The sequence below is a fragment of the Arthrobacter sp. NPDC056691 genome (assembly GCF_042791415.1).
Classification (GTDB): Bacteria; Actinomycetota; Actinomycetes; order Actinomycetales; family Micrococcaceae; genus Arthrobacter.
Genome location: NZ_JBHTXX010000018.1, coordinates 88,913 through 104,209 on the forward strand (window position 1 = coordinate 88,913; position 15,297 = coordinate 104,209).

At 66.5% G+C, this 15,297-nt stretch carries 12 protein-coding genes; 3 read left to right on the plus strand and 9 right to left on the minus strand.

Annotated features, from left to right (window positions below; all coding sequences use genetic code 11):
- Window position 1: 1 nt before the first annotated feature.
- The 4 genes from pstC to ACFRAU_RS15350 all read right to left on the minus strand — a co-directional run bounded on the left by pstC (window position 2) and on the right by ACFRAU_RS15350 (window position 6,764).
- Window positions 2–1,024, minus strand: coding sequence for a phosphate ABC transporter permease subunit PstC (pstC, locus tag ACFRAU_RS15335; protein ID WP_378000559.1), 1,023 nt, complete (start codon window positions 1,022–1,024; stop codon window positions 2–4).
- Window positions 1,021–3,879, minus strand: coding sequence for a hypothetical protein (locus ACFRAU_RS15340; RefSeq protein ID WP_378000560.1), 2,859 nt, complete (start codon window positions 3,877–3,879; stop codon window positions 1,021–1,023). The genes pstC and ACFRAU_RS15340 overlap by 4 nt, the downstream gene beginning before the upstream one ends.
- Window positions 3,880–4,142: 263 nt before the next feature.
- The gene (locus tag ACFRAU_RS15345) at window positions 4,143–5,543 is read right to left on the minus strand and encodes a hypothetical protein (RefSeq protein WP_378000561.1); all 1,401 of its coding nucleotides are present in this window, start codon (window positions 5,541–5,543) and stop codon (window positions 4,143–4,145) included.
- A 108-nt stretch (window positions 5,544–5,651) separates the two neighbouring features.
- Window positions 5,652–6,764 (minus strand): hypothetical protein, encoded by a 1,113-nt coding sequence (locus ACFRAU_RS15350; protein WP_378000562.1) that lies wholly within the window; start codon window positions 6,762–6,764, stop codon window positions 5,652–5,654.
- 404 nt (window positions 6,765–7,168) lie between these two features.
- Between ACFRAU_RS15350 and ACFRAU_RS15355 the strand changes: the two genes are divergently transcribed.
- Window positions 7,169–7,759: a hypothetical protein gene (locus ACFRAU_RS15355; RefSeq protein WP_378000563.1), complete on the plus strand. Its 591-nt coding sequence runs from the start codon at window positions 7,169–7,171 to the stop codon at window positions 7,757–7,759.
- Window positions 7,760–7,833: 74 nt separating this feature from the next.
- On the opposite strand, the gene ACFRAU_RS15360 is transcribed toward ACFRAU_RS15355, so the two are convergent.
- Both ACFRAU_RS15360 and ACFRAU_RS15365 read right to left on the minus strand, forming a co-directional pair.
- A complete protein-coding gene (locus ACFRAU_RS15360) occupies window positions 7,834–8,061 on the minus strand; it encodes a helicase associated domain-containing protein (protein WP_378000564.1) in 228 nt (75 codons plus the stop codon).
- A gap of 486 nt (window positions 8,062–8,547) precedes the next feature.
- Window positions 8,548–8,793 carry a hypothetical protein gene (locus ACFRAU_RS15365; RefSeq protein WP_378000565.1) on the minus strand — a complete coding sequence of 82 codons (246 nt, stop codon included), beginning with the start codon at window positions 8,791–8,793 and terminating at the stop codon, window positions 8,548–8,550.
- Between the two features lie 142 nt (window positions 8,794–8,935).
- On the opposite strand from ACFRAU_RS15365, the gene ACFRAU_RS15370 reads away from it, so the two are divergent.
- Window positions 8,936–9,145: a hypothetical protein gene (locus ACFRAU_RS15370; RefSeq protein WP_378000566.1), complete on the plus strand. Its 210-nt coding sequence runs from the start codon at window positions 8,936–8,938 to the stop codon at window positions 9,143–9,145.
- Between the two features lie 29 nt (window positions 9,146–9,174).
- On the opposite strand, the gene ACFRAU_RS15375 is transcribed toward ACFRAU_RS15370, so the two are convergent.
- Both ACFRAU_RS15375 and ACFRAU_RS15380 read right to left on the minus strand, forming a co-directional pair.
- Window positions 9,175–9,669 (minus strand): universal stress protein, encoded by a 495-nt coding sequence (locus ACFRAU_RS15375; RefSeq protein WP_378000567.1) that lies wholly within the window; start codon window positions 9,667–9,669, stop codon window positions 9,175–9,177.
- A 491-nt stretch (window positions 9,670–10,160) separates the two neighbouring features.
- On the minus strand, window positions 10,161–12,989 hold the full coding sequence (locus ACFRAU_RS15380; protein WP_378000568.1) for an alkaline phosphatase family protein: 2,829 nt from the start codon (window positions 12,987–12,989) through the stop codon (window positions 10,161–10,163).
- Between the two features lie 290 nt (window positions 12,990–13,279).
- Here ACFRAU_RS15380 and ACFRAU_RS15385 point away from each other — a divergent pair, with 290 nt between their 5' ends.
- Entirely contained in the window at window positions 13,280–13,627 is a 348-nt protein-coding gene (locus ACFRAU_RS15385) for an alkaline phosphatase family protein (RefSeq protein WP_378000569.1), read from the plus strand.
- 319 nt (window positions 13,628–13,946) lie between these two features.
- Here ACFRAU_RS15385 and ACFRAU_RS15390 read toward each other — a convergent pair whose 3' ends face one another.
- On the minus strand, window positions 13,947–14,741 hold the full coding sequence (locus tag ACFRAU_RS15390; RefSeq protein ID WP_378000570.1) for a glycoside hydrolase family 16 protein: 795 nt from the start codon (window positions 14,739–14,741) through the stop codon (window positions 13,947–13,949).
- Window positions 14,742–15,297 lie beyond the last annotated feature (556 nt).

Sequence of the window (15,297 nt, forward strand, 5' to 3'; positions counted from 1 at the left end):
GTCAGCCCTCGCTTTCGGCGCCGGAACGGGAACGGGCAATGATGGCCGAGGCCGTGAAGTTCACGATCATGGTCACGATGAACAATGCGAAGCCTGCAGCCATCAGCGCGCTCATCGCGAACTCGTTGGACTCCGAGTACTTCAGGGCGATCATCGCGGCGATGGAGTTCGCACCCTTTTCGAGGATGTGGAACTTGATTTCGAAGACAGGGCTGATGATGAGGTAGATGGCGATGGTCTCCCCCAGGGCGCGGCCCAGGCCCAGCATGGTCCCGCCGATGATCCCGCCGCGGCCGAAGGGCAGCACCACGGCGCGGATCATGCCCCAGCGGGTCGCGCCGAGGGCGAAGGCGCCTTCGCGTTCACCCACGGGCGCGCGCCGGAAAGATTCGGTCATGATGGAGGTCTGGATCGGCACGATCATCATCGCCACGACGAGGCCGGCGATGAACGTCGAGGCGGTGAAAGGCACGGTGTCACGAAGCGGGCTTTCCGGGTCCACGCCCTGGACCTGGAATATCGGTATCCAGCCGAACCAGACCGAGATCCATTTGCTGAAGTCGACGATGTTGGGCTGGAGCATGTAGGCGCCCCAGAGGCCGAAGACGACGGACGGGACAGCCGCGAGCAGGTCGATCACGGAGGTCAGTGTGCGCTGGACCCGGCCGCGGGCCACTTCGGTGATGAACAGGGATGTTCCGAGGGAGAGCGGCAGCGCCACGAGCAGTGCGACCAGTGCGATCTGAACGGTGCCCCACAGGACGGCGGCGATGCCGAAGTCGTTGCTTTCCGGTGCCCAGTTCTGTGTGGTCAGGAATTTCCAGAGGCCCACTTCGGTGATGGCGCGGATTCCGTTCGTGGCCAGGAAGATGCCGACCATGGCCATCACCACCAGGACGATGACGCCGCCGGCGCGGGTGATGCTGCGGAAGACGTAATCTTTCGGTTCGAACCTGTACTTGAGGGCCCGGGGTTTCGCGTCCTGGAGGTGTTCATCGGTGTGGTCGCGCAGGTAGGTGCTCATCGGCGTTTTCCTCGGGACAGAAGCAGGGATGAGATCGCGGCGGCCGCGGCGAGGCCGAATCCGATGAGGAGCAGGTGCTGGGGCCATGCGCTGGAGGTCCGTGCCGTCGGGCTGCCCGCGACGGGTTCCGGGGCCTGGCCGGCGGCTGCAGCGGCCGGTGCCTTGCCTGCCGCCGGGGTGGCTCCGGCCGCGGCTCCGGCCGCGGTTCCGGCGGCTCCGGGGTCCGGCCCGTCGCCGGTGGTCACGGCTGCGATGTGCTCGGGCACAGCGGGCGCGGTTGAGTGGATGATGGCCGCCAGCGGCGACGTTGGTTTCACCGCGGTTGCTGGGCTGCTGCCGTGCTCTGCCATGGTGCGGAGGGTTTGCACGGCTGCGGCGGCCCGGGCCTTCAGTGCCGTGTTCAGCGGGGCATAGCCCGGGGGCAACATGCCGGAGCCGAATCCCTGCTCCTGGCCGGTGGTTCCGATGTAGTCGAAAAGCTTCGAGTAGGTGCCCGCCTCCCCCGGTGTGACGGCGGCGGTGTTCACTACGCCGTAGACGGGAACGGTCAGGGGGTAGGCGCCCGCGGTGTAGTCGGGGGTGCTGTCGGGGCCCACGACGCCGGGTGTTCCGGTGGGTTCGAAGGCGGTGGCGGCGGTTTGCAGGCTGGCGTTCGTGGCCGCGACGCAGGCGGAGCCGTCGGTATTGCAGAGCTGGGCGGTCGGCAACTGGAACCTGGCGGCGGACGCGGCGTCGGTGACGGAGATGACGTTCCTGCTGCCGAAGCCCTGCCGCGGCACGGACTTGAAGGCCGGCGGGCTGCAGTCCGCGCACCATTCGGTGACCGACGCCGGCTGGGCGCGGACTGTGTTCTGGGCGGCGGTGGCCATGTCCGCAACCCGGGCGAACTGGTCGCCGACGGTCAGGGCCGGCTGGTCCACCGTCCTGCCGTCAGGGAGCAGAACGGCAGGCTTTTCGGCCCAGTAGGACTGGGGGTACGGGGCGCTGTCGGAGGGGTAGACCGGCGTGGCATAGGTGAAGGAGGCGGGTTGTTTGGTGTCCGCGATCTTCTGCTGCGCGGCCGCATCCAGGGCGCTGGCCCGGTCGGCACAAGACGCGTAGGTCCGCATGGAGTAGAAGGGGTTGATCACCATGCCGGACGGGTCGGGGCAGCCTTCCAGGAACGCCTTGGCGGCCGGGTCGTGGAGCAGCCAGTCCCACACCGCCGAGGCGGCGTCGGAGCGGAGCCCTTCCACGATCGGAGGGGCCAGGTTCCCGGCGCTGCCGAGTCCGATGGGGTTGAGGGTGAGGAATTCGGGGTCCTGCTGGAGGCTGTAGGTCATGGGCTGGCCGTAGCGGGTGTTCCCCGGCTTGGCGAAGGGTGCGCTGTCGGCGGAGGCCGGTGCGGTGTGCAGGACGTAGCTTTGGGTCAGCAGCTTCGCCACGAGCCGGGCGCTGAGGCGGAGGTTGCGGACCAGGGATCCGTTGCGGGCCCTGTCGGCCTCAAACTCGGCCTCGTTGGCGTAGCCGCAGTCGGCCGCAGTGTATTGCGTGAAGCGGCGGGTGCAGACGTTGTCGATGGTCATGGCGATCACGACGCCGCTCACCGCGGCCGGGGCGTACAGCGTGTCCTTCGTGCCGGTGACCGGCCGGGTGGTGAAGGCGAGGGGTTCGCCTCCGCTGAGCTGGGAGCGGGCCTGCATGTCCGCCATCGGTGAGAACCCGAGCGTGAAGTGCTTCTGGGCGCACATGCCGGGGATCCAGGACTTCATCGCGGCGGCCAGGGATTCCGAGCCGAAACTCAGGGTTGCTGCCTGGTCTGAGGGACAGACTGCGGCCACGTCCTGGAAATACAGCGGGATCTGTATCCGAGTGGCCCACAGGCTGGGCGAAAGCGGTCCGGCGGCAAGAATGCTGTCGATGACCTCGGTCCGCGGGACCGCCACAAGCCAGCATTTGCGCACGCTCGGGGCATCGGGGCGGTATCCGCAGCCCAGGCCTGACGCTTCGGCGCCGGTCTGCACCTCGAAGGTGCGCGATCCGGCGGCCGCCACCGTGTCGGAGCCGGTGTCAGCGGCGATGAAGCGTGAGTGCTCGTTGGTGGAGGTACGGTTGAAGTACGGGTTCCGGTATTCGCTGAGGTTGAAGCCGTCGGTAATGCGGGTCGACTGTCCGCTGATGGCCAGGAACGGCGCCGGGAGGTTCATGGTCGGTGATTTGCTGTCCGCCTGCTCCCAGTCCCCGCCGCGCACCAGCGGGTCGTTCAAGAGTGCCCGCTGGTGGGCCGAGTTGGAAATGTCCCCGTCTGGTCCCGTGGCGCCGAACTGGCACGTGGCCGGGTCGGGCGCGGCGGCGTCCGGGTCGGGTTTGCCGTCCGCACCCGGAGCACCCCAGCACTGGAACACCTGCAGATACGTCGAGGTCTTTCCGTTGCTTCCGGCCACCGCCTTGGCGCCGGAGAAGGAGACGGTGACGGCCTGGTTCTGCAGGTTGCGGGTCTGTGACACGGTGACGGCGAGTCCGCCCAGGCCGTTATTGGAGCCGAAGGTGGCTGCCGCTTCGCTTCTGAGCCGGGCGCTGACGTCAGCGTAGGTTTTCCCGGCCGTGTGCGGCAACACCTGCTCGGCTCCCCGCGGGACGACGGCGCCGGCCGGGTTGCCGCTGTTGTCCCAGTTGACCGTGACCGCCGAATCGCTCGCCATGGTGCCTTGGGAGCCCCAGTCCGATCCGGGAACCGGTGCGGCCGAGGCGCTTTGGAGGGGTGCCGCGACGGTGAGGGCGAGCAGAAGGGCGGCCGCCGCAGCCAACGGGACGGGGAGGACCCGGGAGCCGGCGCCGCCGGCGGAAGTGTGCGCGCGCACGCTGGGAAGAGTCATCAAGGGTTCGTGTTCTTTCGGTACAGCACGTGCCGGCGGAGCCAGGCGGGTTCGGAACGGGGTCTTTGTGGATGCCGGCAGCGGGTGCTGGAGCGGGCCGCACGGGCCCCGTCAGCAGCGCCGCGGCGGGCACCCCGTAAGTATGCGGGGGCGCCGGTCCGGGGCATCTGTCGGCAGGCGAAGGAACGAAAGCCTTCAGGTGAACAGTGGGTAAAACACCCGGGACGGGCCGGATTCGCCGGCCCGTCCCAGGTGGATTGTTGTTAGCGGAAGAGCCTGTAGGCCGAAGTGGCCGACGCACTCAGGTATCCTGTGCGGCTGAAGATGACCCGGACACGGATCTGCTTCCCGCGATCGGCGGCCGTCAGCTTGTAGCTGGCGCCGGTCGCGCGGCTGATGGCGGCTCCGTTCCGCAGCCACTGGTACCTGGTGGCCGAAGGGGCGGGGTTGGGCCTCTTGACGACGGCCTTGAGGGTGTAGCCGGACCTTGCGGTCCCGGTGATGCCAGGAGCCGTGACGGAGCTGAAGACGGCCTTGGAAACCACGGCTGCGGAGTCCCGGTACGTCGACAGGTACCCGGCACGGGCGAAGTAGGCCCGCGACCGGATCTGCTTGCCGGTGTCCAGCGAGGTCAGCCTGTAGCTCGAGGATGTTGCGCCGCTGATCAGCACGCCGTTGCGCAGCCACCGGTACGTTACGGCAGTCGGCTTGGGCGTCGGCAGGGTCACCGCGGACTTCACCGTGTAGCCTGCCGCTGCTGTTCCGGAGATCTTCGGTGCGGCGAGACCGCCGAACACTCCCTGGACGGTGACGGCGCCCGAGGTTGCCTCGGCGTCGGCGTATTCGGCCTTCCTGTGCTTGGCCCGGACACTGATCTTTTGTCCCTGGTCGGCGGCAACCTGCTTGTAGGTGGCCGCCGTCGCCCCGGCGATCGGGGCTCCGTTGCGCAGCCACTGGAACGAGGTGCTGTCCGGGGCCGGCACGGGGGCGGTGACCTTGGCCGTGAGGGTGTAGCCGACGGCGGTTGTTCCGCTCATGGCCGGGGCCGCTACCGAGGTGAATGTTCCCTGGGCGGCCTTGATGCTCCACTGCCCGGCGGCGTCGGTGGTGAGGGTCGCCCAGGCCGCGGCGGGCTTTCCGTTCACGGCGTTGACGGTCGCGGTGGCGAAGTCGGCGGACTGCTGGGTGCAGACGTAGCCGATGCTGTAGGTGTGGTTGGGCGCCATCGCCGAAGCCATGCTGGCGACCGCGGCGTTGCTGCTGTCCCGGAAGCCGTTTTCCAGGGTGCTCGGCGCGGCCAGGTTGCCGTTGCCGTCAAGGGACATCTGGAACAGCGCGTCCTGCGTGAACGGGTACAGCGTCTCCACCCGGACGTCCGGGCCGGCAACCGCGGGCGTCTCGGCGCCAGGTTCGGACAGGAAGACCAGGGCGCCGGACATCGCATCGATGACGGGGCAGGTGATGTCCGTTGTCAGGGCTGTTGCGGCGAGGTCCGCGGCGGACCAGGCACCCGTGGTTTTATCCGAGGTCACGGTGCCGGCGGAACCGGCGGGTACAACAGCATGGGCCGGGACGATGCTGCCGGTCAACAGCAGCGCGCCGGCGGCAACGCCGGCGGCGGCCTTGGCCCCCCGGCGGATCAATGTAGTGCCTTCGATGGCCATGAGCCTTCTCTTTCATGAATGGTTCGCCCGAAAGCGGGAAGTGTGATTGCTGTGTGCGGGAACTGACTTTGTCCGGGCACGGGAGCGGGAGCCGGCCCGGGGTGGCTGCTAGTTGGTGTAGCCGGAGGGCTTGCCCTTGGTCCAGTCGCCGGCGTAATCGACGTTCCTGAAGCCAAACCGGGTGATGATGCTCTTGCCTGAAGTTGTCTTCAGCAGCGTGGTCACCGTGTTCCGGAGGATGATGGACCGCCCATCAGTCGCGGTCTGCACGGAGGCAGGCAACACGTTGTAGGTGTCGCGGGCGAACGTGCCCACCGCTCCGTCGGGAACGAGAGAGGGGTTTCCGAACAGGGTTCCCGGGCGCAGGGAGGAGCCCGATGATGCCGGATCCACGGCCTTCAGGCCGTCAATATCGGCAATCATCTGGCCGGCTGCGGTGGTGTCGGCGGTGGCCCCGTTCTTCTGGGCGATCCACTGTGCGGCGGAGAAGGGGATGATGTCGCCCTCATTGGCCAGTGCCGCACCGCTGTTCTCCGCTGACGTCTGGTTTCCGGCCGGAACGCACGTGGTGCTGACGCTCACGCCGGCCGCCTTCAGGAAGAAGCTGCGCGTGCCGGAACTTGCCTGGGGCAGCTTCGGGGTCAGCGTGATACCATTCACGACGGGCTTGCCGCCGGCGTCGATCGTGACACCTGCCCCCGCGGTGCAGGTGAAGATGTTCCTGATTTGCTCAGCCGTCAGGTCAAGCGCCGCGGTGCCGGCGGAGTCCTTGTAGGCGACGGTGACCGCGTCACGCGCGAACGGCAGGAACGTCAGATCGTTCCCGGCCACCGACGGCGATGACGACGACCGGGCGATGCTGATGTCCTCAGGTGCCAGGGTGAAGGCGTTGCCGGCAGTGTCCTTGTAGACGTGGTTCAGCGGGTTGTGGGCCGCACTCAGTGCCTTAACGCCCGCGCCGGAGCCGGCGGGGCGGGACAACTGCTTGCCCGTTTCCAGCGTGACGGTCGGAGTCCCGAACGCGTCGTAGGAGGCCACGGTCTTCAGCGGCCCGGCGTTGGTCAGGCCGTTCCAGACATCCTGGGTGGTGTCGGAGCCGACGGCCGCATACGGCCGGCCGGCCGATACCGGATCGGCCGAGGCGAGGGTGACACCGGTAAGCCCCAGAACCAGCACAGACGCGCTGATGACCCCGGCTTTCTTGAGGGTCTTTGAATTCATGATGTTTCCCCATCTAGGAATGAGTTAATTGACGGATGGCCGCCGGGAGGGCATCCGCGATGCCCTCCTGCCGCTGGTCAGCAGCCGCTTCTTGGTTGGCACGCCGCTGTGTACGGGTGGAGCCAGAGAAAGTCTGCGGCAGGGCGGCCCGGCCCCACGAAGCCCCGGATAAAGGAACGGCGCCTTCCAGGTGAACATCAGCCGACCCGGAGGGAAACCCAAGGCGGTCTGATCGTGCGGGCCTGAAAGGCCGATGCTTAGCGACCGGAAATGCCCAGCGGAGCCATCCCGGAGGCCTCGCGCAGCCCGCGCCGTTCTTGAGCGAATCTTGATCTTCACTGGGGCAAATCTTGATCCGCGCCTGACAACTTGATCGGGGCCCAGCCATGGAGGAGAACGAGTTGGTGAACGAGCGCATTGCCCTGACGTCCTTCAAGGACCAGGCGGCCCCCGCCGTCGCACGCTGGAAGGAACGGGAGACCGAGGTGCTCGCCTCAGTTCCGCATCCCGGCTTCACATTGCGGAACCCGCAACTCTTGTACCGCCACCGCCCCGCCGTCCCGCTGGTCCAGCCTCATGCACCAGTGGCGCCCCGGCCGCTGACGAGACGGGTGCCCGGATACCGGGAGCCAGTGACGATCTGGCGGCTCATCTCCGGCAACCACAGGGAGCTCGGTCGCGGAGCCGGCACCTTCGCCTCCGAAGCCCTGGCAGTCAGCCACGCGCAATCAGCACTGAACCACGCCAGCACTCTCAAAGTCAGCTTCATCCGGCACCCCGATACCGGGACCTACGGCTGGCATGCCGGATCCGGCAGCCGCCCACTGATACTGGCCCCCGCCTGGTACGGCACAGCCCGCGACTGTGAAAAGTCCGCGGCCTCCGCCCTGCGCGCATTGATGGACGCCACCATTAGCGCCGCAGTGGCCAAGCACGGTCCGCGGTATGCCACCGAGTCGCCAGGGGATGCCGTCCCGGCACTTCAACCGTGCTGAGCGCACGAACTGCGCGCTGCCTGGTTCCTCACACCTGACACCATCCCGGGCACCCCGGCGGCTCTGGTAACGGGTTACTGGAGCGGGGCGGGACCGGTTTTCCGTCCGTCGGCCCATCCGGGCAGTGCCGCGTCCAGCGCCTGGGCCCGGGCTGGGTCCATCTGGCCCTGCCTGTACTTGTGCCGTTGCCCGCGCAGCCAGACGCCGGGTTCGTGCTCCTGCCCGGTGACGGACGGCGCGGAACGCGGCCACGGCTGTCCCCTCGCACGATAGGCGACCAGCTCCTGGAGCCGGGCCTGCATCGTTGCTCGTGCCGGATCTGGCCGGGTTTCCGCTTCCAGTCAGGCAGCGCGGCCAGTCCGTCGCGGATGACCGGGTTCAGAATCCCGGCCTCGGCATCGCGGCGCCGGCGGCGCAGCCATTGCGCGAGCTCCCGCTCCGCGCGGTCCTCGGAATTACGGGAAGGGTAGCGGCCGGTTGCCTCGACCATCGCGACGACCTGGTACAGGCGTTTCAGGCCGGGCACCGTGCGCGGTGACCTTTTCGCTGCTGCCGCGTGCTCGGCGTGCAGGCCGGGATCGGCGGCCTTCGCTTCGGCAATCTCACGGGAAACCGCGGCGACGTCGTTCCGTGTCAGTTCCGCGATCTTTTTCCGCGACAGCCCCTTGCGGTACATCAGCACCCACTCCGGGTGCGGCGCCGCGGCGGGCCGTTTCTTCGTCACGGCTGCATCCTCCCACATGCGTTTGGAGCTTGCCTTGCCTGGCTCTGCTGGCCCGTGCGGCGGCCTAGAAAGCCTCGGGGTTTTCCAGTACAGGCAAGAGCTCCACGGGGTCGCCGGCCAAGTACATCCGTCGCGGGGCATGACCGTCGATCCGGACCCACACCACGGACGCGTCAGGCGTCACGTTGTCCACGACACCCCGTCCGGCCGGCCGTCCGGCTTCGCGGACCTCCACGTCCTGTGCGGGCGTCAGCTTCGTCCATGCTACCTGGGGTTCAGCATCGCCTGCAGCGGGAGGATTTGTGTCCATTTGATCATCTAATCAGGTGGCGGTGAACAGTCCGTGAACCTGGCCCGCGAAACGCCTGCCGCAGGTACCTTAGGTCCGTTGAACTCCCAGACCCGGCGCCTGCTCCCTTGTCCGCACCTGCCCGGGATGGTTGGCTGTGGGCATGAGAGACGACGACACGAAGAACCTGCCGGCAGACAACCACCTCCAGGAAGACATCTCCGCTGCTTCCAGCGAAACCCCTGACGAACCAGCGGACCGGTTCGCACCCAGCCAAACGAACGCCGGCCAACAGATCGCAGGCCTGGCCTCCACCACTCCCTATGGTGAAGATCAGGATCCAGACGGAACGGATGCCAACAATCCTGTTTAGGTCCCAGTGAAGGCAGTCCCCGTCCCGCATCAGCTCCGCGGGACAATGAGGACTGGCCGTGGCTGACGGTGAATCAGTGCTGCGGAAACAGATCCTTCGAGCAGCCTTTCGATCCGTGCCAGGGCCCCGACCCCGCCGGCGCCGACGACCAGCAACGACGCGTCTGTGTTCTCGGCCAGGCGGATAAGTGCCTTGGCAACGTCGCCGTCCAGCACCCGGTAGGACCAGGTCTCGCCCGGCTGTCCGAGAACCGATTCGAGACTCCGACGCAGTTGCTGTGATGGGAAGTGGGCTTCTTCGTTGCTGGCCGGCTCCAGGGAAAGAGCTGTCCGTTGATGCTCCGGTTCCCACTCCGCCAGGTAGCCGGCCGGGTCTACGAAGGCGCAGACAAGATGTTGTCCCAGCGCTGCCGCGATGGCGGCCGCGGTCCGGACCAGGTGTTCTGAAACGCCCCACCCGACGCCAAGCACGACAGGACCGTCGGGCCATCCCTCATCGCAGTCCAGCCATATTTCATCCGACATCGAAGCCTCGCAAGGCGAATGCGGGGTGGCCGGGACGTCACAGCCGGCGCCCCGTCCATGGAACAGAGTGTGATGTCACCAGAGTGCCACCCCGTTGGAGCGATTTGAAACAGGCAGTCTTCAAGCGGGACTTTCCGTTCTATGGTCATGACCATCTTGGTTAAGCGTCTATTCAGCCTGCGTACCCCGCCTGTAGGCCAGCTGGGAAATCACCGTCCCTAGCGTCTGGCGGGTGAACACCCGTAAACCTCAGATGCCAGTCTTCTGGGTGCCGCGCTGCTGGGCACCGCGATGCTCCCCCTCTCCCCCGGGAGGGACGGCCACGGGTATGGCCCGCAAGTCGACGGGCAGGGGATCGCTTCATGTTCGAGAACGAACCAGTACCGACCCGACCTTCGTGGGCTCTTAAAAGAGCGGGCTGAGCGCTTTGCGCCCAGCCCGCTCAGGTGGGATGTCAGCGACTGGCGCTCAACTCCCCGGTCAATGAGTTGTCAGTCGTCCTCGTGGCTGGTTGATCCGGCGGGGATGCCGGGCACCTCGTCGGGGCCGTAGATCTTCTCGTCGCCCGGGTAGGGGCTCTCCCATTTGTGGGTCTGGTACCAGGTCCAGCGGTTGAACAGGTTGGGGTCCGCGTAGTCTTCCTTCGCGCCGTTGCCGGTCAGGTGCTGTTTCTCGGACCAGTCCTCCCACTTTTCGGCGGTTTCCTTCATTAGGGCCGGAACAGCGGTGTCTTTGACTGCGGCGTCATTGACTGCCGCGGCGGCCGCTCCGCTCTGGCCCAGGGTGTCCGGGCCGCAGGCAGGGGCGGTCTTGACGCCCTCGGTGAGCGGGACCTGGTTCGGGACCGCGGAGTATGGCGTCAGATCCGCCTTGTTGCCGAAGGCGTCGAACATCGGGGTGGCCGCGGCCACCTTCTGGTTCAGGGGCTGTGCACCGAGGATCTGCTCAATGGTGCGGACCATGTTGATCTGGGAGTAGAAGGTGCTGACGGTTTTACCGTGTACAGCGTACGGGCTGACCACCTGAACGGGGGCGCGATGACCGTCGACGTGATCGGTGCCGTTCTGGCTGTCATCCTCGGCGATAAAGATCGCGGAGTCCTTCCAGTACGGCGAGTGCGAGATCTCATCGACGATCTTGCCGACAGCGAGGTCGTTGTCGGCGACCTGGGCCCGCGGGCCGGCAGTCCCGCCGGTGTGGTCACTCGAGAGCCAGGTCATCTGGAAGTTCTTCGGACCGTTCTTCTCAAAGTCCTGCTTCCAGGTCTCGTAGCGGTAGATGTCCGGCACCGAAGTGTCGAACGGGGCCGCGTTCGGGTCCGTGATCTCGTTCAGCGACGGGATGGCCGAGCTCGCGTGCATCTGCAGCGCCGGGGTGAAGAGCTGGGCCGGGTCGCCGCCCCCCATCGTGCTCGTTGCAGCGCAGTAGTACTGCTGCCAGGTGGCACCGGCCGGCTTGCCCTCGTCAGAGTCGAACTCGCCGTAGTTCCTGGCGGTCTTGCCTGCGGCCCCGATAGCGGTCCAGAGGAACCCGGAGCGCTGGTGGCCCAGGACGTCATCTTCGGTGTCGTAGGACCGCTTGTACTCACCGCCGCTGGTCTCGGTGTAGGCGGGGTCGTCGCCCTGCATCATCCAGTTGTGTCCCTCGGCCGAGTTCGTGCCGATGTCATAGGTGTTGTCGTACAGGCCGAACTGGCCGGCGAGGGCGTGCTGGTTCGGGGTGACCTTCGCGCCGAACTGGGCCAGCGACGCGTCGCCGTTTCCCTGCTTCATGTCGCCGTAGACCTGGTCGTAGGTTCGGTTTTCCTTCACGATCAGGAACACGTGCTTAATCGTTGACGGTTCCCCGATCCGCTTCGGCACAGCCACGGCTGGGATCTTCGCGGCGGCTGCCGCCGTGGCTTCCTTGACTGAGCTGCCGTCCCAGCCGTTCTGCTCGAAGACCGTCTCAGTCGACTGCTTGATCTGCTCATCGCCGGGCAACGTGAACTTGGTGAGCGAGGCCGTCGTGGAGTGGGTGCCGTGACCGGTCGCAGTCGTCGTGTTCGGGCCCTCGCTGATGGTCACCTCAGGGCCGCGCGCGTCGATGCCGCGGACGTTGGTGACCACAATCTGGCCGTTCGCCGTGGTGACGTTGCCCGGGTAGTAGTCCGTCGGCAAAAGGCCAATGTAGCTGGCCGGGTCTTTCGGGTCCTTCTTGTTGACCTTGTAGACCGCGATCGCGTTTGCGCGGCCCAGGGAGACCAGCAGGTGATCGCCCTGCATGGTGATGGCGGTCGGCTCGTAGCCGACCTGTGAGGAGGCCCACGGCTGGGTCGCGATGGTCTGCAGGACCTTGTTGGTGGCCGTGTCCACCACGGAGACAGAATCGCTGTTGGTGTTCGCCACGTACAGGGTGGGGCCGTCCAGGAACATCGCCGTCGGGTGCAGCTGAACGTCGATTGAGGAGACGGGCACCGACGCGTTGGCCGTGTCGATGATGCTGAGCGTGCCCGTCGTGGAGGTACCGAGCTTGGTGTCCGCGGGAACTTCCGTGCCGTAGGAGTTCATGGTCGCCTCGCCCGCGACCGCCTGGCGGCCTCCCTCGTTGGAGACGTACAGCCTTGTGCCGACGAACTTCAGCTGGCGCGGGGCGATACCTGTACCAAAGGTCTGCTTGATGGTGCCAGCCGCCGGGTCGATCGAGACCACCGTGTTCTGGCCGTTCGCTGCCGCGTACAGTGTCGAACCGTCGGGAGAGAATGCCATGCCGGCGGTCAGGGCCTGCTTGCTGCCCGCGGTCGGAATGCTGATCTTTGTGCCGACACCGAGCGAGCCGTCCGTGTTGAACGGATACCGGATGATGCCGGTTGCGACCGGCTCGAAGAGGAACTTGCCATCCGGCGAAAAGACCGGGCCCTCCTGGCCCACCGAGCCATCCGTGATGTGCTGGTACGCCATGTTCGCGTAGCCCGCATTGCCTGCCGCTGTTGCAAAAGCGGTCGCTGATTGGGTGCCCGCCGCAGCCACGGGCTCATAGGTTGTGAGGTCGAAGACCTGCAGGTCAACCGAGCGGTCCGCGCTGGTCCCGACGAGATATCGGCCGTCCGGGCTGACCGTCGAGCCCATCATCTTGCCGAACGGGGTCATCAGGCGGTCGCCGATGGGCTTGATCACCTGGTTCGAGGAGACCTGCTCCCCGCTTTCATTTTGCGAGCCGACCTGCTGCTGGCCGAAGGGGATGGTGGAAGCGGCGGCGATGCCGGCGCCGCCCAGAACGGCGAGGGTGCAGCCGGCGGCAACGATCGCGAGGGGCTGGCGGCCCCGTACGAATGCGGACAACTTTCCCGGACCGGGGAGGCCGGGCTGCTGCTCAGTGGATGGGTGGACGGCTCTGAAAGGTCTTTTCACGCAAGCGAACCTACGGACCCCGGCTTAAATCGAGGTGACGGTTTTGATTACTTCAGGCAACGATTGGACACCCAATCCGCGCCAAGGGTCCGCTCGTGAGGGGCCCTGACTGCCCGCCATCTCGTGTTCACGAAGCCGTCCCCGGGAGTTATTTACCGGTTAGTAACAATTGGGAGCGCTTTACGGCCATCCCCCTTCACACACGAAAGACTGGGTCCCCCATGCCTCATCTCCAGGCACAACGCAGATTCAACCACAAATGCGTCGCGGCCACGGGCGCGGCCGTCCTCGCCACTTCAGCATTGACATCCGGTCTGGTCGGGTTCGGCACTGACACCGCGACCGCCGCCGAAAGCCCTTCGGGCAAAGCGACACCGATCAAGCATGTGGTGGTGCTCTTCCAGGAGAACGTCTCCTTCGATCACTACTTCGCCACCTACCCCAAGGCCGCCAACACTCCCGGTGAAACCCAGCAGGGCTCCGGTGCCCCGGCCGCAGCCTTCACCGCTTCCGAGGACACGCCCAAGGCCATCAACACCCTGGCCTGCCCGGAAATCTGTGCGATGTAGTTGGGCGTTGAGTGATGGGCGATCGCGTAGTACTTCGAGAGCAGAACGCCTTGGGCGCGAAGCGTTTCTGACAGATAGGGGGCCTCCGAGTCAGGCCCCCAGGTAGTCTCGAAGCCCTTGTTCTCAAGGTTGATGACGAATACGTGCCCAGCCCGCCCCGTGCCGGTGCTGCCGCCGGGTACCGGCGGTGCCGGCGACGGACCCTGACAGCGGGACAGCCAGGGTCGCCACGGTGGCCAGCACGAGCCGGCGTATCCTCCGCATGCCATGCGGGTTACCGTGGGGCTGGTTCAACGCTGGTGGTAGTAAGGGCTTCCCGTCAGATCCTTGACCAGATCGCGACCCAGGCGACCTGGACGTGGCCGGCGGTCCCGGGCAGCGGGCATCCGGTCAGGCATGACTCGGTTTGCAGGATGTAATGCATGGGCTTATTGGGGATGCCGGTCCTGAGAGTGCCCAGCCGTTTTCCGTCGAGAAGGAAGGTGACCCGTCCGGGTATCCATTCTGTGGTGGCGGTGTGCCAGGACGTGAACAGGGCATGTGAGGGGATTACGTCATAGGTGTTGTGCGGGGATCCGCTCCGGTGCACGGCACCGAAGAATGGCCCGGCGAGATCCCCTTCCGGGTAATCCAGTTCACCGTCCCTGGGCCATATGCCGCTGTCGGGCCACATCAGCCAGGCAGTTTTGAAGCCCCGAAGCGAATCTGCTTTGAAGCGTACGGAGTACCGTCCGTACAGCTGGCTGTTGGGCCGGTGCGGGCGGCTGCTGGTGTTCGCGATCACGGGGGCAGGGGCGGCGCCCATGGAGATTCCGTTTTCGGAGTGCAAATACCAGTCCAGAACGCCGTTCCTGACGCTGAGGACTTTCGTGGGGTAGTAACCGGATTTGCCGCCACTGACCTGTCCGGCTGTGTCGGGCGTACCGTCGGCGTAGCCCGCGCTCCATTTGCCGCGGTAAGCGGCACCGGGGAATTCGCCGACGGGGACATCGCCGTGGGTGAAATCACCGGCGAAAACCTGCCGCCACCCCGGCAAATCCCCGACGGGCAGGCGCTGACCCGAAACGGACTTATCCTCCGGGAATGAACCCGGCGTTCCGGCCGGGTTCGGCACAGGCGCGTGCGTCGGACTGGGCGCCACCGTTCCGGGGCCGCCCGGAGTTGGTGTCTGTGCTGTCCCGGCAGCGTGCGGCCCTGGGGCCGGGACTGACCCGGTAGAAACGGCAGCGGTGGATCCTCCCGGGAGGGGGACGGCCGAATATATCGCACCGTCTGTGGACGTCGCTGCCGGGCTTGACTCGACCGAGACCGCAGACGTCCGCGGGGCACCTGGGTCACAGCCTGCAATCGGGATCGTCAGAACACTCAGGCCGCCGACTACCATCAGCGTGCGGTAGCGGCCGCAGGCCTTCCCTTTGAGATGTCCCAGCACCCTGAACATTGTCAAAAGATACCCGTGCCCCGGGACCTTGGAAAGGGAACGCAGGCGTCCCGCTGCCGGAGGGCCGCGTTGCGGCACTCCGGCAGGTAGCTGCAATTCCCCCCGGGACAGGGCAACAACCCGACCGCCGGACACGAAGCCGGAGGTGACCGTCAATTCGCCGGTTCCCAGGCGTAAGCCCGGCGCCGGCTTTTCTGGCCGGCACCGGGCTTACTTCGCCCCGTGGCTG

What these genes read in the sequence shown, in the direction of transcription:
- ACFRAU_RS15360 (WP_378000564.1), bottom strand. Translation starts at nt 8,061, where the DNA reads ATGCAGGCCCGGCTCCAGGAGCTGGTCGCCTATCGTGCGAGGGGACAG.
- ACFRAU_RS15365 (WP_378000565.1), bottom strand. Translation starts at nt 8,793, where the DNA reads ATGGACACAAATCCTCCCGCTGCAGGCGATGCTGAACCCCAGGTAGCA.
- ACFRAU_RS15340 (WP_378000560.1), bottom strand. Translation starts at nt 3,879, where the DNA reads ATGACTCTTCCCAGCGTGCGCGCGCACACTTCCGCCGGCGGCGCCGGC.
- ACFRAU_RS15375 (WP_378000567.1), bottom strand. Translation starts at nt 9,669, where the DNA reads ATGTCGGATGAAATATGGCTGGACTGCGATGAGGGATGGCCCGACGGT.
- ACFRAU_RS15385 (WP_378000569.1), top strand. Translation starts at nt 13,280, where the DNA reads ATGCCTCATCTCCAGGCACAACGCAGATTCAACCACAAATGCGTCGCG.
- pstC (WP_378000559.1), bottom strand. Translation starts at nt 1,024, where the DNA reads ATGAGCACCTACCTGCGCGACCACACCGATGAACACCTCCAGGACGCG.
- ACFRAU_RS15345 (WP_378000561.1), bottom strand. Translation starts at nt 5,543, where the DNA reads ATGGCCATCGAAGGCACTACATTGATCCGCCGGGGGGCCAAGGCCGCC.
- ACFRAU_RS15350 (WP_378000562.1), bottom strand. Translation starts at nt 6,764, where the DNA reads ATGAATTCAAAGACCCTCAAGAAAGCCGGGGTCATCAGCGCGTCTGTG.
- ACFRAU_RS15370 (WP_378000566.1), top strand. Translation starts at nt 8,936, where the DNA reads ATGAGAGACGACGACACGAAGAACCTGCCGGCAGACAACCACCTCCAG.